Source organism: Desulfovibrio sp. ZJ369 (assembly GCF_011039085.1).
Taxonomy (GTDB): domain Bacteria; phylum Desulfobacterota; class Desulfovibrionia; order Desulfovibrionales; family Desulfovibrionaceae; genus Desulfovibrio.
The window spans coordinates 25,844-49,086 of the sequence record NZ_JAAKEI010000018.1 but is presented as its reverse complement, the minus strand read 5'-3'; the positions used below and the strand labels follow the sequence as shown (position 1 = coordinate 49,086).

Sequence of the window (23,243 nt, the reverse complement as noted above, 5' to 3'; positions counted from 1 at the left end):
CAATTGCCTGGCTGTTGCTTTTCCATCAAGATACGCATGAACAGCCTTGGTTCGGATTTCTTCAGATGCAAATTTCATCTCTGCAATCTAAACGATTTCTAAATAAAATAAAAGTCAAATTGCTCTAAAAAATAATTAAAAAAATAAGCGTGCCTGCCCCGGCGCGTAACGGCGCAAGGAAATTCGCCTGCGCCTACGCGGCGCGCAGAAAATCCCAGGCAAAACAGATCGCGTCCACCGTGATAGCCTCGCAGAGGTGCGGGGGATCGTCCTTGCGAAAGCCGCCGGGCCGCAGTTGGCGGCAAGTGATGCCGCCAAAGCGTTGTTGAAAGGCCGTGGCATACTGCCCGCAGAGGCTGACAATTTCCTTGTCGGTTTTGCCCGATGCCGCGCCCCGGATGCCCAGAAAAAGCAGTGCGCCTTCCAGCAGGCCGCATTGACCTCCCATGCGCCCCGCGCCGTTCAGGCCCACGGCCGCCTGCGAAATCTGGGGGTGCAGGGGCAGGCGGCACAGCTGGCTCAGGCAAAACAGCGTGGTGCGCGCGCAGTTGATGTCCTTGTCCCAATAGCAGTGATGCACCCAGTCCGTGATTTGTTCGCGTGCGTCCATCTTTTCCTCACAGTCCAAGCAAGTGTTTCCAGCGCGGCAGGGCCGGATCCAGATCCAGGTAGTCCGGCGGCAGATCCAGGGGCGCGGCGGCCGCCAGGGCCTGCCGCACGTCTTGCAGCGTGCCCGTGCGCGGCAGATGGGGCACGTCCTGCAGCGGGCAGAGATCAAAGTCATCCACGGGCAACATGACCATGACCGGCAGGCCCTTGAGCGCGGCCTCCAGAGCCACGGTGGTGGAATTGGAAGCCCAGACCAGCGTGCCGGGCCGCAATTCCCCGGCAATGGCTCCGTCAGTCAGGCGCACTTCCCCGGCTCTGCGGCCCAGCAGGGCGCGCAGCCGTTCCTGCACCGGCAGGTAGGGATGCGGCTTGACCGCCAGCGCATAGCCGTCCAGCAGGCCCGCATGCAGGGCGCGGGCCAGCAGGGCCAGGTGGGCCTCTGTCTCGTCCCTGAAAAAGCTGGTCACAACCAGAAGGCGGCGTGGCGCCGCCGCCGGTTCCTTTGTGGCGGGCGTATGCGCCAGATAGAGATAGCGCAGGGCTTCCACCTGGCCAAGGCGTTGGGGCGGCATGCCCGCATCCAGCCATTGGCGGCAGGCGGATTGGCCGTTGCCCCGGATCAGATCCGGCTGGAACAGCGCGCAATCCGCGGCGCTGAAGGTGCGCGGATCGTCAAAATAGCGAAAGTCCGTGGGCCGGATCACCGAATGCTGCGCGCCGTAGACAGGGCCCAGGCGGGCGTCGTGGGTGGTCTGGGTCAGCATCCGTTCCCAGGGGCAGTTTTCCAGGGGGAAAAGCGTCCAGCGCTGCGGCCCGGCGCACTGCGCATAGCTTTTGAAGGCCCGGTATTGCAGGCAGCGCTCCAAACCGCGCCAGCCCCGGAAGGATTCCGCCCAGCAGGGCCCCAGGTACTCCCAGAAATTGAGCCGCGAACCGGCAAAGCAAAAGGCCGGGCGGACTTTTTTCTGCAAGCGCAGGCTTGACAGGCTGAGGCGCAGATGCCGCCGGAGCGCGGCCCAGAGATCCCGGTGGCGCAGAAATTCCTCCAGATAATGAAAGGACGCGCCGTCCCTGTGCTCCTGACGGAAGCGATCGCGCAGGCGCAGGCATTGCCGGAAAGAAAGCTGCGGCGCGGGAAAACGAATGAACAGCCAGCGCACGAACTGCCCTTGCGGGCCGCCTTCGCGCCGGGCCGCGGCCTCCAGCGCGTCATGCAGGCTTTCCCAGTAGCGGGAGCGAAAACGCCCGATCTCCGCGGCGCGCATGTCCACATTGGGAAAATAGCTGACAATGGTGGCCGGGGATTCCGCGCCAGAGGGCAGGGGGGGGATGCCGCGCCAGGGCAGCTTGCGCCGGACGGTCCACCACCAGTGGACATAGCGGGCCGCGGCCCTGAGTGGCGCGGGGCAGGCCGCATACAGCCGCCTGAGCGGGCTTTGCGCGGCTTTGCGGCCGCTGCCCGGCTCATGAAACTCCACGAACAGGCGGCCCGATGCCGCGCAGAATGCGGCCAGGGTCTGCCGCAAAAGCGCGTCGCCGCCGCAGAGTCGCAGGACCGTGAAGCCTTCGGCGTCCATAAGGCGTTCCAGGGCCCGCAATTTATACACGGCGTAGAGATTGGGCGTCATTTTGGGGTGGCGCTCGTAGAGCAGGGAGCACCACCACATGGAAAGATTCTCTCCGGCCTTGAGCTGCTCCTGCACCTCGCGCCCGCCCACGCGCAAGCGGCCCAGATCATAGGCCCAGGCCATGTGCTCGGCGCGGATCCGCGTCAGCTCGGCATACAGCCGGGCGGGCAGCGAGATGCCGCCTTCGGGCGCGTCCCACCTGTTCCAGTACGCCACCACACGCGCGGTTTCCTCGGCCCCGGACGCCCGCGTGGAGCCTGTCTGTTCCAGATCCGCGGGCAGTGTGGCTCTGTCCGCCAGAAGAATCAGTTCCTTCATGCCTGTGCCTCGTGTTGCAATTGTCCTGCCAGGGAAAAATTTCACACCTCCCGGCACGACGCGAGGATGTGGGCAATGGCCGGGCCCAGGGGCGGCCTGAGCACGCCCCGCTCGGTGATGATCCCGGCGATCAGGGCGGCCGGGGTCACGTCAAAGGCAAAGTTGTAAACCGGCACGCTCTCCGGGCAGATGCGCCGCCCGCCCATATGCGTCACTTCGCCCGCCGGGCGCTCTTCAATGGGGATGGCCGCGCCGTTGGCGGCCGCCGGGTCAATGGTCGAAAGCGGCGCGGCCACATAAAAGGGAATCCCAAAATGCCGCGCCAGGATCGCCACGCCCAGGGTGCCGATTTTATTGGCGGCGTCGCCGTTGGCCGCAATGCGATCCGCGCCCACCACCACGCGTTGCACCAGGCCCTTTTGCATCAGCAGGGCGCAGGCATTGTCGCAGGCCACGCGGACAGGGATGTTGTCGCGGGCCAGTTCCCAGGCCGTGAGCCGCGCGCCTTGTAAAAAAGGCCGGGTCTCATCGGCAATGACCCGGATCCGTTTGCCCTGTTCCACGGCGGCGCGTATCACCCCCAGGGCCGTGCCGTATCCGGCTGTGGCCAGGGCTCCGGCATTGCAGTGAGTGAGCACGCTGTCGCCGTCCTGGAGGCAGTCCGCGCCGAAACGGCCCAGAGCCTTGCAGGCGGCCACGTCTTCCTCCTGCATGCGCCTGGCCTCGTCAAGAAACAGGGCCAGGAGGGCCGGTTGATCGGCGTCCCGGCGCGCCCGCCACAAGCCGCGCAGGCGATCCACGGCCCAGCGCAGATTGACGGCCGTGGGGCGGGCCCGGGCGAGAGTTTCCAGGCCGGTTTCCAGACGATCCCGCCAGTCCGGGCCATTCCCGGCCCCGGCCGCGGCCAGCGCGCAGCCCCAGGCAGCGGTGACGCCAATGGCCGGGGCCCCGCGCACCACCATGTTTTGCAGAGCGGCAATCACATCCTGTACTGTGCGGCAGGACACATGAACCTCCTGATCGGGCAAAAGGCGCTGATCCAGCAGATGCAAGGTGAGCGCCTCGGGATCAAAACGAATGTGATCGTCCATGCAAGCTCCTGTTTTCCGTGTATTTGCAGAGCATTCAGCTGATTTCATGCGCAAAACGCTCTGCGGACAAAAATGCGTTCCCGGCGCGCAAGCCGCCGGCACATGTTCCGGGGGGGCGTCGTGGCAGGCGTTTTTTGCCAATACATGACAATGCCTTGAATTGCAAAAGCGGCGGCAAGCTTGCGGCTGTTCCGGCAAAATTCTTTACAAGAAGGCGCAGAGCCGTCTATGCTATCCCATGCCGCGCGCCGAGCGCGCTTTCCCCGGCCCTGATCCGAGCAAGGAGAGGAGAGGATGGAAGAGTTTTCGCGTATCCAGCGTCTGCCCCCGTATGTGTTCGCGGTTGTCGGCGAACTGAAGATGCGGCTGCGTCGCCAGAATGTCGACATTGTGGATTTCAGCATGGGCAATCCGGACATTCCCACGCCCGCGCCCATTGTGGAAAAACTGGTCGAGGCGGCCCAAAAGCCCGTAAATCACCGTTACTCGCTCTCCAGGGGCATTCCCAACCTGCGCAAGGCGATCTGCGATCGCTATGCCCGGCTCTATGGCGTGGAACTGGATCCGGAAAGCGAGGCCATTGTGACCATGGGTTCCAAGGAGGGCCTTGCGCACCTTTCCCTGGCCATGCTTTCGCCCGGGGATGTGGTCCTGGCGCCGGACCCCACCTATCCCATTCACAAATACGCGCCGGTCATTGCGGGCGGCGACGTGCGCAGCGTGCCCATCGGGCCCGGCCGCGATTTTTTTGAGGATCTCACGGCCGCCACGCGGCAGGCGTGGCCCAAGCCCAAGATTCTTTTTTTGTGCTATCCGCATAATCCCACCACGGAAGTGACGGATTTGGCCTTTTTTCAGAAGGTGGCGGATTTCGCCAGAGAAAACGGCCTGTGGGTCATTCACGATCTGGCCTATGCGGATTTGGTTTTTGACGGCTACAAAGCGCCCAGCTTTTTGCAGGCCAAAGGGGCCAGGGATGTGGGCGTGGAATTTTACACCCTGTCCAAAAGCTATTCCATGCCCGGCTGGCGGGTGGGCTTCTGTCTGGGCAACAAGCGTCTGGTGCACGCCCTGGCCCGGATCAAGAGCTATCTGGATTACGGCATCTTCCAGCCGATCCAGATCGCCTCCACCGTGGCTCTCAACGGGCCTGATCACTGCGTGCAGGAGATTTGCGACATTTACCGCGAGCGCCGCGACCGGCTCATTGAGGGCCTGAAGCGCATCGGCTGGGAGGTCCCCGCGCCCAGGGCCACCATGTTTGTCTGGGCGCGGATCCCCGAAGCTTTCCGCAAAATGGGCTCCGTGGAATTTTCCAAGCTGCTGCTGACCGAGGCGCATGTGGCCGTGTCGCCGGGCCTGGGCTTCGGCTCCTGCGGTGATGAGTATGTGCGCTTCGCGCTTATTGAAAACGAACATCGCACCCGGCAGGCCGTGAGCAACATGCGCCGCCTGCTCTCGGGCGCGCCGGAGCAGGCATGAGCAAAGCCAACGAAAGCAAACCCCTGGTGGCCGGCCTGGCCGGTTTCGGCACGGTGGGCGGCGGCCTGGCGCGCCTGCTCAAGGAAAACGCGGACATCATCCGCAGGCGCACGGGCCGTGACATCGTGGTCAGGCGCGTGCTGGTGCGCGACGCGCAAAAGGCCCGCAGCGTGCCCCTGCCCGCGGGCGCGGAACTGACCACGGATCCCGCGGCGCTCACCGACGATCCGGGCATCGACGTGCTGGTGGAGCTGATCGGCGGCATTGACCGGGCCCGCGCGCTCATCGACCGCGCCCTGGATCAGGGCAAGCATATTGTCACGGCCAACAAGGCCCTGCTGGCCGAGGAGGGTCTGGCTCTCTTTCAAAAGGCCGAGCGCAAAAAGCGCATTTTGCGGTATGAGGCCAGCGTGGCCGGGGCCATCCCCATTGTGCAGGCCCTGAAGGAAAGCCTGACCGGCAACCGCATTTCCTCGCTCATGGGCATTCTGAACGGCACCAGCAATTATATCCTCTCGGAAATGACCTCCAACGGCCTGGATTTCGATGTGGCCCTGAAGCAGGCGCAGGAGCTGGGCTATGCCGAGGCCGATCCCACGCTGGACATTGACGGCCATGACGCGGCGCACAAGCTGATCCTGCTGATCCGGCTGGCCTACGGGGTCAATTATCCGTATACGGCCTTGTCCGTGCGCGGCATCAGGGGCCTTTCGGGTCTGGATATCCGTCTGGCGCGCGAATTTGGCTACCGCGTCAAGCTCATCGGTCAGGTGCGCGAAGTGCCCTGCCCCGAGGCAAAAAAGGACGGCAGGGAGTGCGCGGGCGACGCCGCCGACCGCCCGGTGCGCCTGGAGGCAGGGGTCTTTCCGGCTCTGGTGCACCACACCTTTTTGCTGGCCCGCGTGGGCGGCGTGTACAATGCCGCGCGCGTGGAGGCCAATGCCGCGGGTTCGCTCTTCTTCCACGGGCGCGGGGCCGGGGATCTGCCCACGGCCGGGGCCGTGCTGGCCGACCTGATGGCCGTGGCCCGCGAGGAGCGGCCCAACAACACGGGATTTGTGGGCAGGGAACTGCCCAAGGCCGCCATTGTGCCGCCTGAGGAATGGCGTTCCTGCTATTATGTGCGGGTCATGGTCCGGGACGCGCCCGGCGTGCTGCGGGATATTTCCGGCTGCATGGCCGCCGAGGGCATCAGCGTGGCCCAGATGATCCAGAAAGCGGACGAGGGCCAGGGCGTGCCCCTGGTCTTCATGACCCATGAAACCACAGCACGGGCCATGAGCGACGCGCTCCAGCGCGCTGTGGACGCGGGGCTGCTCAGGGAGCCGGCAGTGTATTTCAGGGTGTTGTAGGTGGCCCTGCAAAATCCGGGTGGCTCGTATCCCGGCATGAGTATCCGCCGCGACCCGGGGCTCGAAAAAGCCATAGACGGAGCTTTTTTCGAAAGGACGAATTGTTGTACATTTCTGGGCAGGAGCCTTACAGCGCAAACGGTATCTTTCTCGCGGGGATGCCCGGCGCGTAAACCGGGTTCAGTCCTTGCCTGGAGCCGGATTCGGGCTTCTGCTGTCAAGCCGGGGGTGCGCCTTCCTGACGGTGCGGCGGATATGCTCTTTACATTTTTCAGAAATGTGCTCAACGTATCTTCTCTCTCCTTGAGAAATGCCGGGAGGATCCTGTGAAACTTCTTATACAGGCGCTTCTGAAGATACAGAAAACAGCTTTGGAGGCTAATCCTGCCTTCATGAAAGCAAGGGCCGCTTACTCGCCCGAGCCGGGAGAGCTCGGCCCCATCAAGTATGCGGACTATGAGCGTTTTCTACCGGGATTCATCAGCGCCATGGGAAAGTTCGGCCTCCTCGAAGAAATACTCGGGGAGAAAAAGTTATGCGTGCTGGATATCGGAACAGGCCCCGGGTATACGCCTCATTTGTTCAATCTTTTCGGGCACGAAGCCTATGGGCTGGATATACCCTACAGTGATGCCCCCAAGATATATAAAGAGTTCACTACCGCACTCGGCATAAAACGCATTGTTCACCGCATCCAGCCCTTTGAGCCTTTGCCGTGCTTTAAGGTTGCCTTTGATCTTGTGATTGCCAGATGGACTTGCTTTAACACAAAAGTTTCCGACGATGGCTCCCTTGCTTCGTGGGACGTGCCAGAGTGGGATTACTTTCTTAAAGATCTTCTGCAATATTGCACACCTAATGTGCGTCTTTTTTTTGAACTCAATAAGGCGCGTGGCAAACACACATTTTTGGATTTTTTTCCAAATAAGGAATTGCTTGCTTATTTCTTATCTCGCGGAGCCTATATCAAAGGCAGATTTATCAGTTTCCCTTGCTGTGACAGAATCCGCAAAGGCTAATCAGGTTTTTCAACGCCCCCGCGATTTCACGCCTTTCTCGCATTTCGGCTTTTTGTTTACATAAAGCCCGGCCGGGCGGCGGGAAGGGCTGGACCGCATGGCGCATTCCACGTTATTGGAATACAGACGTTGAGGAAGAGCCATGCATACGCTTGAATTTGCCACCCGCAGCCGCTGCGAACTGTGCGACATCACGCCGCAACTGCGCGCCTTTGCGGCCCGCATGGCCGAGGAGCGCGCCTGGCTGCACGGCGCGCTGGTCCTGTTCTGCCCGCACACCACCTGCGGCCTGACCGTCAACGAGGGCGCGGATCCGGACGTCAGGCGCGACATGCTGGCGTCTTTCAGCCGCCTTGTGCCGGAAGACGGCAATTATCGCCACGCCGAAGGCAACAGCGACGCCCACATCAAAGCCTCGCTGCACGGCTCGTCCCTGCTGCTTCTGGTGGAGGACGGCCGGCTCTGTCTGGGAACCTGGCAGGCGGTCTATCTGTGCGAGGGCGACGGGCCGCGCCGCCGTTCCCTCTGGCTGCAATGGCTGCCCGGCGCGGAAGAGATCTGAGAGCATGAGCGCCCCCCATGAACTGACCCTGATCCTGACCCTGGCCGGCGGCCTTTCCGCGGCCCTGGTGCTGGGTTTCATCACCCAGAAACTGCGTCTTTCCCCCCTGGTGGGCTATTTGCTGGCCGGGATGATCGTGGGGCCGCACTCGCCGGGTTTTGTGGCTGACGCGGCCACGGCCCGGCAATGCGCGGAGATCGGGGTTATTCTCCTGATGTTCGGCGTCGGCCTGCATTTTCACCTCAAGGATTTGCTGGCCGTGCGCGCGATCGCCTTGAGCGGGGCCCTGGCCCAGATCGCGCTGACCACCTTGGCGAGCATGGGCATCCTGTCCCTGTTCGGCTTTTCGCCCCTGGCCGGAGCAGTGTTCGGCATGTCCATTTCCGTGGCCAGCACTGTTGTGCTGACCCGCGTGCTTTCGGACAACCACGCCCTGCATACCCGCACCGGGCATGTGGCTCTGGGCTGGCTGGTGGTGGAGGATCTTTTCACCATCCTCCTGCTGGTGCTCCTGCCCGCTGTGCTCTCGCCCGGCGGCAATTTCTGGACGGCCCTGGGCCTGACCCTGCTGAAGCTGGCCGCGCTGTCGGCATTCACCCTGGTGGTGGGGCAGAAGCTGATCCCGATTTTTCTGGGCTATGTGGCGCGCTCCGGCGCGCGCGATCTCTTTACCCTGGCCGTCATCGCCCTGGCCCTGGGCATTGCCGTGGCTGCGGCGCTCTTTTTCGATGCGTCCATGGCGCTGGGCGCGTTTCTGGCGGGCATGGTGGTGGGCCAGTCCGACTTCAGCGCCCGCGCCGCGGCCGAGGCCCTGCCTTTGCGCGACGCGTTCGCCGTGCTTTTTTTCGTTTCCGTGGGCATGCTTTTCGATCCGGTGACGCTGCTCAGCGACTGGCCCCTGATGCTGGTCACCCTGGGGATCATTATCCTGATCAAACCCCTGGCCGCGCTGATCATGACCACGGCATTCAAACAACCGTTGCGCCTGAGCCTCTCCGTGGCCGTGGCCCTGGGGCAGATCGGCGAGTTTTCTTTTATTCTGGCCGCGCTCGGGATCAGCGAGGGCCTGTTCGGCACTGCCGTGAACAATGCGATCATTCCGGCGGCCATTATTTCCATTACGCTCAATCCGCTGTTGTACCGCCGCATCAAGGGCATGGCCCGCTGGCTGGAAAAACACGGCCCGGCTTTTCTGTCGCAGTCGCCCCTGCCGCCGCAATCCCTCCCGGCCGAGGATGCGTCAACGCCCCGCGTGGTGGTCGTGGGCTACGGCCCGGTGGGCCGCAATCTCTGCCGCATCCTGATCCATAACGGGATCACGCCGGTGGTGGTGGAGAACAACATCGACACGGCGCGCATGCTGCGAGAAGAGGGCCGGCCCGCTGTGCACGGCGACGCCGGGCAGGCTGAAGTGCTGCGCGAGGCCGGGCTGGAACATGCCGAAGCGCTGTTGCTGACCACGCCGGGCATCCCGGCCCGCGAGGTGACGCCCATTGCCCGCTCGCTCAATCCCGGCATCCGTATTCTGGTGCACACGGCTTTTGTGAATGAGGCCCGCGCCCTGCGGAAAATGGGCGTCACCGAGGTGTTCAGCGGCGAGCGCGAGGTGGCCCTGACCATGTCCGAATTTTTGCTGCGCGATCTCGGAGCCCCGGACGCCTATGTGCAGACGGAGCTGGCCCGCCTGCGCGAAAAGCTGGATTAGAGCGGTTTGCTGTTGAAAACGGCAACCGCTCTGGCGGCCGCGGAGCGGACGCCCGCGCCGAATGAGCCTGAAAACCACGCTTTTCAGGCGAAATGATGGCAGCGCCGCTTTTGAAATTGAATAATTTCAAAAGCAAAATGCGCTAGAGCGTTTAGCTACGTTCATGAGCAAAACGCTCTGACGTGCCGGCTGGACGTTTTCATGATTATTCACCTGGATATGGACGCTTTTTTCGCTGCCGTGGAGCAGATGGACAACCCGGAATTGCGGGGCAGGCCCGTGATCATCGGCGGCGGCCTGCGCGGGGTTGTTTCCACGGCTTCCTACGAGGCCAGGGTATACGGCGTGCATTCGGCCATGCCCGTTGTCACGGCCCGGCGGCTCTGTCCGCAGGGCATTTTCATCCGCGGCCGCCGTCGCCGCTATGCGGAGATCTCAGGCCTGATCATGGCGGCTCTGGGCGAGTTCTCGCCCCTGGTGGAACCGGCCAGCATTGACGAGGCCTATCTGGACGCCGCGGGCCTGGAGCGTCTGTTCGGCCCGCCGGAAGAGCTCATTGCCCGGATCAAGGCGCGGGTGGCCGAGGTCACGGGCGGCCTGACCTGCTCGGTGGGAGCCGCGCCCGTGAAGTTTCTGGCCAAGATCTGCTCGGATGTGAACAAACCCGACGGCGTGTTCATTCTGCGGCCTGAGGCAATGGATGCTTTTCTGCGCTCCCTGGAGGTGGGCCGCCTGCCGGGCGTGGGCCGCCGCATGGCGGCCGGTCTGCGGGATCTGGGCATTGTGACCGTGGAGCAGTTGCGCCGCTACAGCCTGGAATTTCTGGCAGGCCGCTACGGCAAATGGGGCCGGGTGCTCTTTGAGCGGGCCCGCGGCATTGATCCGCGCCCGGTGGAGCCCTCGCATCCCATGAAGAGCGAGAGCGCGGAATGCACCTTTGAGCAGGATACCCGCGACAGGGAGTTTCTGGCCCGTATGCTCATGGCCCATGCCGAGCGGGTCGGCGCTTCCCTGCGCAGGCACGGGCTCAGCGGCCGCACCGTCACGCTCAAGGTCAAGTTTGCGGATTTCCGCCAGATCACCCGCTCGCTCACCGTGGCCGAGGCTACCAACAGCACGCAAACCATTTTTGAAACAGGCCGCGAACTTCTGGAGGCGCTTGCGCTGCCTCAGCCCGTGCGCCTGATCGGCCTGGGCGTTTCCGGCTTTGACGAGACCCCGGCCCAGCTTTTTTTGCCGGGCGTGGCTTTGCCGCAGGCCGCGGGCAAGGCTGCGGCAAGGCGCGATCCCGCTGAAGAGGCGCGCCGTCAAAAGCTGGATCAAGCCCTGGATCTGTTGCGGGGCCGTTTCGGAAAAAGCGTTGTACAGCGCGGCAGGCTGTTTACGCCTGACTCCAAAGAGAAAAAATGACGCCGAGGAAAAGGTGACTTCAGGCGCCTGCTGACGGAATTTTCAGGCACTGCAATGCGGGCGCGTCTGCGGCCGGCTTTGGAGCGGCGGGGAAGGCCTCACGGCTGCGCGGGATGCGAACGCCGGAACAGGGCCATGTACTCCTGATTGCCCTTGGGGCCCTTGATGGCGGCGGGCAAGACCCCCTCGCAGGTCAGGTCGAGGTTGGCGGCGCAAAAGGCCAGAATTTTGTCCACGGCGCGTTGGCGGGCGGCCGCGTCGCGTACCACGCCTTTGACCGTTTCGCCCGGCCCCAGCTCGAACTGCGGCTTGATCAGCACGGCCGCCAGACCGCCGGGCTTGAGCCAGATCATGCAGGGCGGCAGCACCAGCGTCAGGGAAATGAAGGAAACATCGGCCACCACCAGATCCACGGGTTCCGGGATCAGCGTCGGCAGGGCGCGGCGCAGATTGATGCCTTCCAGATTGATCACTCTTGGATCCGCGCGCAGTTTTTCGTGCAACTGGTTGCGTCCAACATCCACGGCATAGACGCGGGCCGCGCCGTTCTGGAGCAGGCAATCCGTGAAGCCGCCTGTGGAAGCTCCGGCATCCAGGCAGACAAAGCCGCGCACATCCAGGCGGAACCGGTCCAGAATCGTCAGCAGCTTGTACGCGCCCCGGCTGACATAGCGCTCGCCCTCCAGGAGCGCGAAGCGCGTGCCGGCCGGATAGGGATGCCCTGGTTTGGGCACCAGAGCAAGGGGCGCGCCCGACGGCACAAGCGGCGCGCCGTGAGGCCCGGCTGCGGCAAGCGCGATCCTGCCGGCCATAATCAGACGGCGGGCCTGCTCCCGGCTTTCAGCCAGGCCCTGCTCGAAAACCAGTTGGTCGGCGCGCTGACGGGAAGTTTTGGGCATGGGGCAGATATAGCCGCTCGGCGCGGCGCTGGCAATGAGGTTGTGCCGAAGCGGCATATTTTTTCCAATCGCCCCTCGCAGCTGGGATTGCGCTGTATTCCCTGCTCCCACGCTGCCCCGCACTTGCCAAGCGCTATAAAAAGCGTTAAATAGTCTCTCCCTGTCCGGATATTCCTGCCGGACGGGCAAACATTGCGCGGCGTCCGTAAAGGTCCGCCCCGTTCCGGCACATTCCGGCAACGCGGGCCGCAGCAAGGGCCAGGTCCGGCCTGCCGCCACGAGGTTCTGTGATGAAAAAAGGCATCCATCCCAAAGTGTACATGGCAACCATCACCTGCGCCTGCGGCCATGAGGAGCAAGTGCTCTCTACCAGGGGCGAACAAGTGCATGTGGAAGTCTGCTCGGTCTGCCATCCTTTCTTTACGGGCAAGCAGCGTTTTCTGGACACGGCCGGACGCATTGATCGTTTCCGCAAAAAGTACGCCAAATTTGAGCAAAAATAGGCGCGGGCCGAAGGACATGCGGCGCTCTTTGCTGCCCGGCATGGCTGCCTTGCGGACAGCCTGCCCCACTGTGGGGGGGCAGGCTGTCATGGAAGGCGTGATGATGCGCAATGGCGACGCGTATGCTCTGGCCGTGCGCCTCCCTGACGGCGGCATACGCGCCCAACGCCTGCCCTGGTTTTCCCTGACGCGGCATCCCTGGCTGAAAAAACCGTTTCTGCGGGGTTTTCCGGTTTTGCTGGAAACCCTGGTCAACGGCATTCAGGCCCTGAACCGCTCAGTGGAGGCCACGGCGAACGCCCAGGAAGAAAAACTGGAGGGCTGGCATCTGGCCTTGACTTTGGGGCTGGCTTTGCTCATGGCCGTTGGCCTGTTTGTGGTGGCTCCGCATCTGCTCTCGCTGATTATGCTCTGGCTGCATCTGGGCGGCGATGTGGAGGGGCTCTCCTTCCACCTCTGGGACGGCTTTTTCAAGTGCTGCATTTTCATGGGCTATATCTGGCTGATCTCCCTTGTGCCGGATATTCGCCGCGTGTTTCAGTATCATGGCGCCGAGCACAAGGCGATTCATGCCTTTGAGGCAGGGGGCGAAGTCAGCGCGGCGCAAGCCGCGCGCATGAGCCGTCTGCATCCGCGTTGCGGCACCACCTTTCTGCTCTTTGTGATCTGCATTTCCATTATTCTGCATGCGGTTCTGGTGCCTTTGCTGCTGATGGTGCACACCCCCCAGGGCATTGTGGCCAAGCACGGCCTGACCATTGCTTTCAAGCTGCTGCTGATGGCTCCTATCAGCGCCCTGGCCTATGAGCTGATCCGCTATGCGGCGCGTCTGGCCGACGGTTTTTGGGCCAGTGTGCTGCGCGCGCCGGGTCTGGCGCTGCAACGCCTGACCACCTATGAACCGGATCGGGATCAACTGGACGTGGCTGTGGTGGCCTTGCGCGAGGCCTTGGGCCCGGAAGCCGGAGAGAATATCCGTACCGCGCCCTATACGGTTGGCTAAAGCGTTCTGTGCTGAAGACGGCTGCGCACGCGCTTGCCCGAAACGCATGCCGGATCGTGTGGCGGCGTGCCGGTACGGCTGCCTTTGCCCGGCGCGCGTGCGTTCCCTGCCGCATACGGGAGCGCCGCGGTCGCCCGCGCGCATGGAGCGAGCGCCTCTGACGGCCGGGTCCGCGCTTCTTGCCACGCATATTTCAGATTCTGATTGGAGCTCCCATGTTTGCCAAACTGGAAGGCCTTGAAAAAAAATCTCTGGAGCTGGAAGAGGCTCTGGCCCAGCCCGATGTGTTCAACGATCAGGAGCACTACCGCAAGCTGGCCAAAGCGCATGCGGATTTGCGCGAGGTGGTGGAGCTTTTTCGCCGCCACCGCGCGCTGCTTCAGGAGATTGCCGACAACAAGCAGCTTTTGCACGAGGAAGACCCGGAGCTCAAGGCCCTGGCCCAGGAGGAGATCCATAAGGCCGAGGAAGAGCTGCCCAGGTTGGAGCAGGCTCTCAAGGTAGCCCTGCTGCCCACTGATCCCCTGGATGAAAAGAATACGATCCTGGAGATCCGGGCAGGCACCGGCGGCGAGGAGGCCGCGCTCTTTGCGGCCGATCTTTTCCGCATGTACAGCCGCTATGCCGAAGTCAAAGGCTGGAAAGTGGAGATTTTGAGCGAATCTCCTTCCGAGTCCGGGGGGTACAAGGAAATCATCTGCCTGATCTCCGGCGAACGGGTTTACAGCCGCCTCAAATTTGAGGCCGGTACCCACCGGGTCCAGCGCGTGCCCGCCACGGAGGCGCAAGGGCGCATTCATACCTCGGCGGCCACTGTGGCCGTCATGCCCGAAGCCGAGGAAGTGGACGTGGAAATCCGGCCCGAGGATCTGCGCATTGATATTTATCGCGCTTCCGGCGCGGGCGGCCAGCACGTCAACAAGACCGAATCCGCGGTGCGCATCACCCACTTGCCCACCAATACCGTGGTCACCTGCCAGGACGAGCGCTCCCAGCACAAGAATAAGGCCCGGGCCATGAAAGTGCTGGCCTCGCGTATTCTGGCCGCCGAGCGTGAACGCCAGAATTCCGAGCTTTCCGCCGACCGCAAGGCCCAGGTGGGTTCCGGCGACCGTTCCGAGCGCATCCGCACCTATAATTTCCCGCAGGGCCGCTGCACGGATCACCGCATCAACCTGACCCTGTATTCCTTGGATCGGATCATGGAGGGCGAGCTGACCCCGCTTCTTGAGGCCTTGTCCACAGCCGCCCAGACCGAGGCGCTCAAGGCTCAGGCCGAGGACTGATGGTTCTTTTTGGAGCGTTTTGCTCATGAAAGGAGTGAAGCACCCAGGGCGGGTTAGCACTATCCTGCGCATTCTCAACTATTTTAGAGCGGTTTGCTAAGGTGAGTTTAATAGTATTTATAACTATTTTTAGTATTTTTCTTTTATTTTACAGCTAGATATGTATGCATAGAAAAAGATTCTCACATCATTGATATGAGCTATGCTAATTTATCTGAATTTTTGTTTATATTTCAATGGCGCACTGGGGAGGCAGCCATTGCCTTTTAATGATTTTTTCGGCAGAATCATTAGAACATTTTGCTTTTGAAATTATTCAATTTCAAAAGCGGCGCTGCCATCATTTCCCCGCAAGCGGGACAAGCGCCTGAAAAGCGTGGTTTTCAGGCTCATTCGGCGCGGGCGTCCGCTCCCGCGGCCACCAGAGCAATTTCAAAGTGAAATTGCTCTGGTATACGCTGTTTAAAAATTTGGCGGCCCTAAAAATTTTTCAGGAACGATCTGATGGAATTGTGTGAAATACGGGAAGAGTGGCAATTTGCTGCTTTCTACGCAGACAAGGGGTTGAAAGATACACCTTCTAAGATTGATTTTCTGCGCAAAGAAATGGGGATTTTGTTTACTCGCTATGGTGGGGAGTGGACTGATGAGGAGAGATTGAAGAATCTCGAGCAGCACGCTTTGGAAAGTTGGGATCGCATATCGTGCCATCAGTCAGTGGGAGCTTAAATGCAGTCACCTGCTGAGCTTGGGAAAAAGTATGCAAAGGTGAGCGTGGATAACTTCCTTGCCCACACGATCCGCCAGATTGAGGGGGATATTTTTCGTCGTGCCAGACTGAGAAAATCGAAGGACGTGAATTTTCGGATACAAACCCGCATCAGTAAGCATGTTTCCCGCAAGTCGTTGTGTAATTTTTTCCACGATGGTTGTACGATTTACCTGCCCAGTGGCAGTAAAGAGAATGATTTTCTTGATGCACGGATATGGCTAGCCCATGAACTAGGGCATATTGTGGCCTATATTCCCTATTTTAGTGGGGAAACTTCTGATGAGCCCCCAAGGGATGGCAATTACTCTGTGAATGAGGAAGCCGATGCTTGGGAATTTGCCTTGGCGCTGTTGTGGAACAAAAGCGAGTTTCATAAACTAACCTCTTACAAGCCTTTTATTTATGATAACTTTGATGAGATTACATCTCCAATAATTAGGTTGGTAAGAGAACATGGGGGAGACAGCGTAAAAGCTGAGCTTAAGCGGAGGAATTTTTCACAAAATCTTTAAGTGGGTGCCTCACCTTTCACACAGAGGTTGTGGGGTATCGTGTACTATAGGTCGCTTTTTTTCAGTGATGCCACAAAATTTCATTATTTTAAGGACAATGTATATATAGGTGAAAAAGTCATATGTGATAAACCATATCAAATGGATGGAATATGGATATTCCCACTAAAAGACAAATAATTATAGTTGCTGGTTTCAGAGAGGCTTTTAAAATGGGCGTTTTTGATATAAATCAGATCATTTCAAGAGGTTAGTCTCTTCAAAATTTGATTTAACTGAACCATTCTAACAATATTCACCATTATACATGCCCTCTGTGGAATGAGTATAGGATCCTGATCATTATGGTTGGGAGCCTATTACATACAGAAATTCATGTTTGTCAAAATAAACTTTACTTGACTAGAGCATTTTCAAAGTGAAAATGCTCTAATGTCATTAGCAAAACGCTCTAGCTCGTGCGGCTTTCGGAAGACAGGCCCTGACCGGGCTTGATGATTTTGGTCATGGTTGCCACCATGCCCGCCGCATCGGCCACGTCAGCCGGTATGATCAGGCTGTTGCCCTGTTTGGCCAGCTTGCCGAACTCGCTGATGTAGGCCTCGGCCAGGCGGAGCTGGGCCGCGGCCACGCCGTCGTTGCCCAGTTGATCGCCTACAATCCTGAGGCCTTCCGCGGTTGCCGTGGCAACCGTGCGGATCTGGGCGGCCTCGCCTTCGGCCTGATTGATCATGGCCTGCTTCTGGCCTTCGGACTGGGCGATGGCCGCGGCCTTGGCGCCTTCGGCGCGGTTGATCTGGGACTGCATCTCGCCTTCGGATTCGGCAATGGTGGCGCGCTTTTCGCGTTCGGCGCGCATCTGTTTTTCCATGGCTTCCATAACCGTGGACGGGGGCGTGATGTCCCGGATTTCGTAGCGCAGCACCTTGACGCCCCACGGCGCGGTGGCCGCGTCCAGGGCTTCCACCACTTCCTGGTTGATCCGGGTGCGCTCTTCAAAGGTCTTGTCCAGTTCCAGCTTGCCGATGACCGAGCGCAAGGAGGTCTGGGCCAGTTGGATGGCGCCCCATTCATAGTCCGAAATGCCGTAGGCGGATTTTTCCGGCGTGATCACCTGGAGGTAGAGCACGCCGTCAATGTCCACGCTCACATTGTCGCGGGTGATGCAGGTCTGCTTGGGCACGTCCAGCACCTGCTCCTTGAGGCTGCGCTTGTAGGCCGTCACATCCACAAAGGGCACCAGAAGGTGAAAACCGGCGTAAAGCACCTTGTGAAATTTGCCCAGGCGTTCCACCACGAAGGCGGACTGGTTGGGCACCACCACGGCCGTTTTGATCAGAACAATGATCACCAGCACGGCCAGCAGAAAGAGCCAGCCGAAATGATTGATGAATTCCATAGAGGATTCCTCCGGCTCCGGGAGCGTCACGCCGGAGCGTGAAACGCCCGGAGCGCTTATTCGTTTTCTTCCAGGGGCGCGACCCGCAGGACCAGGGCATCAGCGGGCAAAGTGCCCAGCACGCGCACCGGCCGCCCCTGGGGGATTTCGCTTTGCGCCACGGCGCGCCAGAAACTGCCGTCAATGCTTACCTCGCCCATTTGGCCGGGATGCAGCGTCTTGCTGACAATGCCCTGACGGCCGGAAAGGGGATGGCCCTGCTGACTGTTTTCCGGGGCGGCTCTGTGCGAACGGCCGCCGAATACGGCGCGCAAATGGCGGCGCAGAAAAATCAGGGTGAGCAGGGAAACCGCCATGAAGGCGGCCAGCTGCCAGCCTGTGGTCAGGCCCAGCAGCGCGGCCGCGGCCGCGGCCCAGGCTCCGACGCCGAAAAAGAGCAGCACCGTGGTGGGCGTCGCCAGCTCGGCCAGCAAAAAGGCAATGCCCAGCAAAAACCAGAGCAGGGACGGATTCATTCTTTACCTCCGCGTCCGCAGACGCACGGCGTGCCGCCCGCAGTGCCGGGCCCGGCGCAAGGCAGCCGCTCCAGAGCAGATTACCTTTGACTTTTTATGAAAGTCAAAGGTGGCATTCAGGCGAAAAACGCGGTTTTCGCCTGAATGTACGCGCGTTGCGGCGGCTGCCGCTTTCGCGTCAGCAGAGCATTTTCAAAGAGAAAATGCTCTATTGCTGCGGGCTTTGATCCATGTCGATGATCCGGCCTTGCAGCCACACATAGGCGTCCACTTCCTGGCCTTTTTCCGGCACATACTCGCCCAGAACCATTTTGGAGGCATAGACCGGCAGGCGCAGCGGCGCGCGGTTTTCAAAGGGAAAGCTCAGATACAGCAGCTTCACCGGCATTTTTTCCAGCTGGCAGTCCTCCACTTCTTCCACTGCGGCGCGCATCTGGTATTCGCAAAAGTGGCGGCCGGGCATGATCAGATGACGGCCTGTAACATCGACTTTCAGGGGCGGCACGTCCAGACGGCTTTTGCCGGGATTTTCCTCCAGCCAGGTCTGGGCGTACGCCTCATAGCGCGGGCCCTGGGTGATGGTCACCTGATCCAGCAGAGCTTTGCGCAGGCCGTAGGCCAGACCGGCCAGCAAAAAAGTATGGGTGATGCCGGGCGTCAGATCCTCGTAATCCCGGCCATACAGAGGATCAAAAAACCACATGGGATTCTTGCCCTGGATCATGCTGACGGCCACATTGGCTTCCACGCCGCTCTGCCAGGGATGCACCTCTTCCACGGTCAGATCGTTGGGCAGGCCGTCCAGCAAGGGCACGGCCGTGACCGGCGCGAGTTTTTCGCCTTCCGCGCCGCGGACCAGCAGGGATGCGCGCACCGGCTGATCCTTGGGCCAGGCCAGCAGCACATGATCCTTGCCGTTGCGCTTCCATTGCCAGGACGGGCGCGTGCCGCCCTCGTGCATGATGGTGGCCACGATCTGGGGCATGATCGCCGCGGGATTCTGGCCGGTGAGCACGGCCCAGGCATCGCCAAGACCTTCAAAATGGCTGCGGTTTTTGCCCTGGAGCATGGCCTCCATCTCTTCGGGCGTGGGTTGGCGCGCCTCCGGGGCTTTGCCGTCAACGTCGGCAGTCCGCACAGAGCGAGCCGGGCCGGAGGGCGTGGGCGCTGTGGCGGCTGCCGCGTTTTTGCTCCCGGCCTCTTCAATCCGGTCGGCAGGAGTTGCAGTGGGCAGTGTTTCTGTATTTTTTTTGGGCATAAGGAAGCTTCCTGCAAGGTTGTGCCCGGCCTTCCCCAAAAACGGGAAAGGCCGGGACAAGCGTATTTTTTCGGCTCAGCGACGGTCCCCGCGATCCGGGCGGCCGCGCCGGTCGCGCCCGCCGCGATCGCCCCTGTCCCCGCGGTCGGAACGCGGCGGGCGGGCCGTTTCTTCGGGATTCCAGGGATGGCCCTGCTCTTCCAGGAGCACGGCCTTGCGGCTGGCGCGGATGCGATCGCCGTTGATCTCAATGACCTTGACCAGCATGTCCTCGCCCAGACGCGCCACGTCGCCGGGCTGTTCCACGCGGTTCACGTCCAGCTGGGAGACATGCACCAGGGCTTCCACATTGGGCAGCACTTCCACAATGGCCCCGATTTCCATGACCTTGCGCACCTTGGCCAGGTAGTTCTTGCCGATATCCGGCCGCTGGTCATAGTAGGAAACCATTTCGCGGGCTTTTTCCAGGGCCTCGGCCGTGGGCGCGAAAATGGAGACCCGGCCGGAATCCTCGATATCCACGGAAGCGCCGGTGGCCGCGGTGATGGCCTTGATGTTCTTGCCGCCCGGACCGATGATCAGCCGGATGATGTCCGGATTCACAAAAATCTCGGCATGTTGCGGCGCGTAGCGCGAAAGCTCCTTGCGCGGCCCTTCCAGGGCCTTGGCCATTTCGGCCAGAATGTGCAGGCGGCCTTCGCGGGCCTGCTGCATGGCCGTGCGCATGATGTCCGTGGTCAGGCCGGTGATCTTGATGTCCATCTGCACGCCGGTCACCCCGTCGGCCGTGCCCGCGATCTTGAAATCCATGTCGCCGAGCGCGTCTTCATCGCCCAGGATGTCGGTAAGCACCACGAACTGGTCGCCTTCCTTGATCAGGCCCATAGCCACGCCGGCCACAGGCGCGCTGACCGGCACCCCGGCGTCCATCAGGGAAAGCGAGCCGCCGCAGACCGCGGCCATGGAAGAGGATCCGTTGGATTCCATGGTTTCGGCCACCACCCGCACGGTAAAGGGGAAATCCGTATCCGCCGGGAGAATGGGCCGCAGGGATTTTTCGGCCAGAGCGCCGTGCCCGATCTCGCGGCGCGAGACGCGCACCGCTTTGACTTCGCCCACGCAATACGGCGGGAAGTTGTAATGCAGCATGAAGCGTTTGGTCACGTCGCCGGTCAGGGAATCCATGCGTTGCTCGTCCGTGGAGGAGCCCAGGGTGGTGATGACCAGGGATTTGGTCTCTCCGCGGCGGAAAAGCGCCGAGCCGTGCGCCCTGGGCAGCACGCCGGTCTGGATCTGAATGGGCCGCACGCTCCTGGTGTCGCGGCCGTCAATGCGCGTGCCCTCGTTGACGATGCGCGCGCGCACCAGCTTCTTTTCCAGATCGCCGATGATCTCGCCCACGTTTTGCAGGGCGTCTTCATTTTCGGCCCAGTCCGGATCGGCCTTGAGCGCCTCCAGCACCTTTTCCTTCACGGCCTTGCGGGCCTCCTTGCGCGGCAGCTTGTCAGGCACGCGCAAAGCCTCTTCAATGCCGGCCTGCATGGCCAGTTCCCGCACGCGCGCCAGAAGGGCCGGATCATCCTCGTGCGGGGTGAAGGCCATTTTCGGCTTGCCGCAGCGTTCGCGCAACTGCATTTGGGCGTCGATCAGGGGCTGGATTTCTTTGCGGCCCCATTCCAGGGCCTCAATAATCACGTCTTCGGGCAAAAAGCGCGCGTCGCCTTCCACCATGGTCAGGGCGTCGCGCGAGGCCGCGAAAATGATGTTCAGATCGCTCTGCTGTTGCTGCTCAAAGGAGGGATTGAGCACAAACTGCCCGTTCACCCGGCCGATGCGCCCGCCCGCCACCGGCCCTTCAAAGGGCAGGGAGGAAATCAGCAGGGCCGCGGACGCGCCGGTCAGGGCCAGCACGTCGGATTCATTCTCCTGATCCGCGGAGATCACGCTGGCCAGCACCTGCACGTCTTCCTTGAGGCCTTTGGGGAAAAGCGGCCGGATGGGCCGGTCGATCAGCCGCGAAACCAGGGTTTCGCGTTCCGAGGGGCGGCCGATCTCGCGGCGGAAGAAACTGCCGGGAATACGCCCGGCCGCGTACATTTTTTCGGAATATTCCACGGTGAGCGGGAAAAAGCCCTTGTCGAACTCCAGAGGCTGGGAGCAGACAGTGACCAGCACCACCGTGCCCCCGCACTGCACCCAGACCGCGCCGTCGGCCTGATTGGCCAGCCGCCCGACCTCAAAGATGATTTCCCTGCCGCCCACCTGGGCTGTGATCCTGGTGGGATTGAAAATATCCTGCAACATGTGAGTGAATCCTTTGCTCGTGCGAAGGGGATTCCGGCAAAATCGGGCACAAAAAGACGAGCGCGACTGCGTGGTGTCCGCGTCGCCGGATGCGCCGACGGCCTGCCGCGGGCACGCGCTCCTTTGCCTGATTTTCCCGGACCCCCCTTCATCTCGCGTTTGTGCTCCGTTGGGAGCGTCGCCATCAGACCGCATGCGGGCTTTGGCCCAGAATGCGGCAAGGGGGAGCGCCGCCGCTCCCCCGCCTGTACCTGAAATTACTTGCGCAAGCCCAGCTTTTCAATAAGGCCGCGATATCTCTGAATGTCTTTCTTTTTCAGATAGTTCAGGATCTTGCGGCGCTGGCCCACGAGTTTGAGCAGACCGGTGCGGGAGTGAAAATCTTTTTTGTGCACTTTGAAGTGCCCGGTCAGGCCCTCAATGCGCGCGGTGAGCAAAGCCACCTGAACTTCCGGGGAGCCCGTATCGCCCTCGTGTTTGGCGTGGGCGTCAATGACCGCTTTTTTCTGAGCCGCATCCATGACCACAGCAGTTCTCCTTCCAGGATAAAGTTACTTCCAAAGCCCCCGCAACACGGTCCAGCAGTGCCCCACGGGCGAATCCGCGCGCTGTGCCAGCGCCAGGGCTTCGCCCCTGTGCAGCAGCAGCGCCGATTCATGTCCGTTTTCCGCCATTGGCCCGGTCCGGGGCCGCGAGCGGCAGGGCACGGCCATGCCGTTACGCACGCGCAGAGCTTCCTCCGGCGTGAGCTCCACCCTGGGCCAGTGCGGCAACGCCTCGGCAATAGGGCGCAGGCTGGCGGCCAGTAGGGCGGGATCGGCCGTGACTTCCTGCAGATCGCAGGCCACGTCCAGGCCGAAGGGGTGACTGTACTCCCGGGTCAGTTCCGTGAGCACGGCTCCGCACCCAAGGCGCATCCCCAAGCTGTGGGCCAGGGAGCGTATGTAGGTGCCGGAACTGCAAGCGACCCGAAAGCGCACAAACGGCAGGCTCACGTCGAGCGTGTCCGCCTGTGAAATTTCCATGCGTTTGATCTTGGCCGGAGCCGCGGCGCCTTTGCGGGCCAGCTTGTACAAAGGCTGCCCCTCATGCTTGGCCGCCGAATAAGGCGGCACGGGCTGCTCGCGCATTTCCCGCCAGAGGGCAATCTCGCGGCGGGCGTCTTCCGCGCGGATGTGCTCCCACGGGGCTTCGGCCACTACCGTGCCCTGGCTGTCCCAGGTGTCGGTGGTCTGCCCCAGGCGCAAAACGCCGCTGTAAATCTTGCCGCCGCCTGCCAGCAAATGGGATGAAAGCTTGGTGGCCTGCCCCAGCAAAACCAGGAGCACGCCCGATGCCAGCGGATCCAGAGTCCCCGCATGACCGATTTTTTTCTGCCCCAGGCGCTTGAGGGCCGTCAGACACCGGGCCGAGGTGGGGCCGGAGGGCTTGTTCAGCACCAGCACCCCATGCAATTGGGGCAATTGGGGCAGTTGCGGCAAACGCGCGGCCTGAGGGCCGCTCTCGCGCGCCATGTGCCGGGCAGTACTGCCTGCGCTTGTCTGAGTCGCCGCGTTGTGTTTCATCATACGCAAGTTGCAACCATAGCCGTACTGGGGGGGGAAGTCAAAAAGTAT

The 23,243-nt window shown here is 61.4% G+C and carries 21 protein-coding genes; 11 read left to right on the top strand and 10 right to left on the bottom strand.

Features of this window, described 5'->3' with window-relative positions; all coding sequences use genetic code 11:
• Positions 1-193: 193 nt before the first annotated feature.
• The 3 genes from G7Y51_RS07825 to mtnA are packed head-to-tail and all read right to left on the bottom strand — an operon-like array spanning position 194 to position 3,646.
• Positions 194-610 carry a C-GCAxxG-C-C family protein gene (locus G7Y51_RS07825; RefSeq protein ID WP_165066152.1) on the bottom strand — a complete coding sequence of 139 codons (417 nt, stop codon included), beginning with the start codon at positions 608-610 and terminating at the stop codon, positions 194-196.
• A gap of 7 nt (positions 611-617) precedes the next feature.
• A complete protein-coding gene (locus tag G7Y51_RS07820; RefSeq protein ID WP_165176223.1) occupies positions 618-2,555 on the bottom strand; it encodes a TIGR04326 family surface carbohydrate biosynthesis protein in 1,938 nt (645 codons plus the stop codon).
• Between the two features lie 41 nt (positions 2,556-2,596).
• Positions 2,597-3,646: an S-methyl-5-thioribose-1-phosphate isomerase gene (mtnA, locus tag G7Y51_RS07815; RefSeq protein WP_165176221.1), complete on the bottom strand. Its 1,050-nt coding sequence runs from the start codon at positions 3,644-3,646 to the stop codon at positions 2,597-2,599.
• A gap of 294 nt (positions 3,647-3,940) precedes the next feature.
• Here mtnA and G7Y51_RS07810 point away from each other — a divergent pair, with 294 nt between their 5' ends.
• The 6 genes from G7Y51_RS07810 (at position 3,941) to dinB (ending at position 11,176) form a co-directional block, all read left to right on the top strand.
• Positions 3,941-5,128 (top strand): aminotransferase class I/II-fold pyridoxal phosphate-dependent enzyme, encoded by a 1,188-nt coding sequence (locus tag G7Y51_RS07810; RefSeq protein ID WP_165066141.1) that lies wholly within the window; start codon positions 3,941-3,943, stop codon positions 5,126-5,128.
• Positions 5,125-6,480 carry a homoserine dehydrogenase gene (locus G7Y51_RS07805; RefSeq protein ID WP_165176218.1) on the top strand — a complete coding sequence of 452 codons (1,356 nt, stop codon included), beginning with the start codon at positions 5,125-5,127 and terminating at the stop codon, positions 6,478-6,480. Before G7Y51_RS07810 ends, G7Y51_RS07805 begins: the two co-directional genes overlap by 4 nt.
• Before the next feature lie 326 nt (positions 6,481-6,806).
• A complete protein-coding gene (locus tag G7Y51_RS07800; RefSeq protein WP_165176215.1) occupies positions 6,807-7,499 on the top strand; it encodes a class I SAM-dependent methyltransferase in 693 nt (230 codons plus the stop codon).
• A 142-nt stretch (positions 7,500-7,641) separates the two neighbouring features.
• Positions 7,642-8,061, top strand: coding sequence for a secondary thiamine-phosphate synthase enzyme YjbQ (locus tag G7Y51_RS07795; RefSeq protein WP_165176212.1), 420 nt, complete (start codon positions 7,642-7,644; stop codon positions 8,059-8,061).
• Positions 8,062-8,065: 4 nt separating this feature from the next.
• Positions 8,066-9,766 carry a cation:proton antiporter gene (locus G7Y51_RS07790; protein WP_165176210.1) on the top strand — a complete coding sequence of 567 codons (1,701 nt, stop codon included), beginning with the start codon at positions 8,066-8,068 and terminating at the stop codon, positions 9,764-9,766.
• 189 nt (positions 9,767-9,955) lie between these two features.
• Entirely contained in the window at positions 9,956-11,176 is a 1,221-nt protein-coding gene (gene dinB / locus G7Y51_RS07785) for a DNA polymerase IV (RefSeq protein ID WP_277424686.1), read from the top strand.
• A 98-nt stretch (positions 11,177-11,274) separates the two neighbouring features.
• On the opposite strand, the gene G7Y51_RS07780 is transcribed toward dinB, so the two are convergent.
• Positions 11,275-12,075, bottom strand: a complete 801-nt coding sequence (locus tag G7Y51_RS07780) for a TlyA family RNA methyltransferase (protein ID WP_165176230.1) — start codon at positions 12,073-12,075, stop codon at positions 11,275-11,277.
• A gap of 290 nt (positions 12,076-12,365) precedes the next feature.
• Between G7Y51_RS07780 and rpmE the strand changes: the two genes are divergently transcribed.
• The 5 genes from rpmE to G7Y51_RS07755 all read left to right on the top strand — a co-directional run bounded on the left by rpmE (position 12,366) and on the right by G7Y51_RS07755 (position 16,151).
• A complete protein-coding gene (gene rpmE / locus G7Y51_RS07775; protein ID WP_165065868.1) occupies positions 12,366-12,578 on the top strand; it encodes a 50S ribosomal protein L31 in 213 nt (70 codons plus the stop codon).
• A 16-nt stretch (positions 12,579-12,594) separates the two neighbouring features.
• Positions 12,595-13,581, top strand: coding sequence for a DUF1385 domain-containing protein (locus G7Y51_RS07770; protein WP_165176206.1), 987 nt, complete (start codon positions 12,595-12,597; stop codon positions 13,579-13,581).
• A gap of 215 nt (positions 13,582-13,796) precedes the next feature.
• Positions 13,797-14,867, top strand: a complete 1,071-nt coding sequence (gene prfA, locus G7Y51_RS07765; RefSeq protein WP_165065863.1) for a peptide chain release factor 1 — start codon at positions 13,797-13,799, stop codon at positions 14,865-14,867.
• A gap of 504 nt (positions 14,868-15,371) precedes the next feature.
• Positions 15,372-15,596, top strand: coding sequence for a hypothetical protein (locus G7Y51_RS07760; RefSeq protein WP_165176204.1), 225 nt, complete (start codon positions 15,372-15,374; stop codon positions 15,594-15,596).
• Entirely contained in the window at positions 15,597-16,151 is a 555-nt protein-coding gene (locus tag G7Y51_RS07755; protein WP_165176202.1) for a hypothetical protein, read from the top strand.
• Positions 16,152-16,602: 451 nt separating this feature from the next.
• Here the strand turns inward: G7Y51_RS07755 and G7Y51_RS07750 are convergent, their stop codons facing one another.
• The 6 genes from G7Y51_RS07750 to truB all read right to left on the bottom strand — a co-directional run bounded on the left by G7Y51_RS07750 (position 16,603) and on the right by truB (position 23,141).
• Complete coding sequence (locus tag G7Y51_RS07750) at positions 16,603-17,550, bottom strand: stomatin-like protein (protein ID WP_165176200.1); 948 nt, start codon at positions 17,548-17,550, stop codon at positions 16,603-16,605.
• 56 nt (positions 17,551-17,606) lie between these two features.
• A complete protein-coding gene (locus G7Y51_RS07745) occupies positions 17,607-18,065 on the bottom strand; it encodes an NfeD family protein (RefSeq protein ID WP_165176198.1) in 459 nt (152 codons plus the stop codon).
• 208 nt (positions 18,066-18,273) lie between these two features.
• Positions 18,274-19,323 (bottom strand): hypothetical protein, encoded by a 1,050-nt coding sequence (locus G7Y51_RS07740; protein WP_241160174.1) that lies wholly within the window; start codon positions 19,321-19,323, stop codon positions 18,274-18,276.
• 75 nt (positions 19,324-19,398) lie between these two features.
• Positions 19,399-21,624, bottom strand: coding sequence for a polyribonucleotide nucleotidyltransferase (gene pnp, locus G7Y51_RS07735; protein ID WP_206214280.1), 2,226 nt, complete (start codon positions 21,622-21,624; stop codon positions 19,399-19,401).
• Positions 21,625-21,884: 260 nt separating this feature from the next.
• The gene (gene rpsO / locus G7Y51_RS07730) at positions 21,885-22,148 is read right to left on the bottom strand and encodes a 30S ribosomal protein S15 (RefSeq protein ID WP_206214279.1); all 264 of its coding nucleotides are present in this window, start codon (positions 22,146-22,148) and stop codon (positions 21,885-21,887) included.
• Positions 22,149-22,178: 30 nt separating this feature from the next.
• On the bottom strand, positions 22,179-23,141 hold the full coding sequence (gene truB / locus G7Y51_RS07725; protein ID WP_165176228.1) for a tRNA pseudouridine(55) synthase TruB: 963 nt from the start codon (positions 23,139-23,141) through the stop codon (positions 22,179-22,181).
• Between the last annotated feature and the right edge of the window lie 102 nt (positions 23,142-23,243).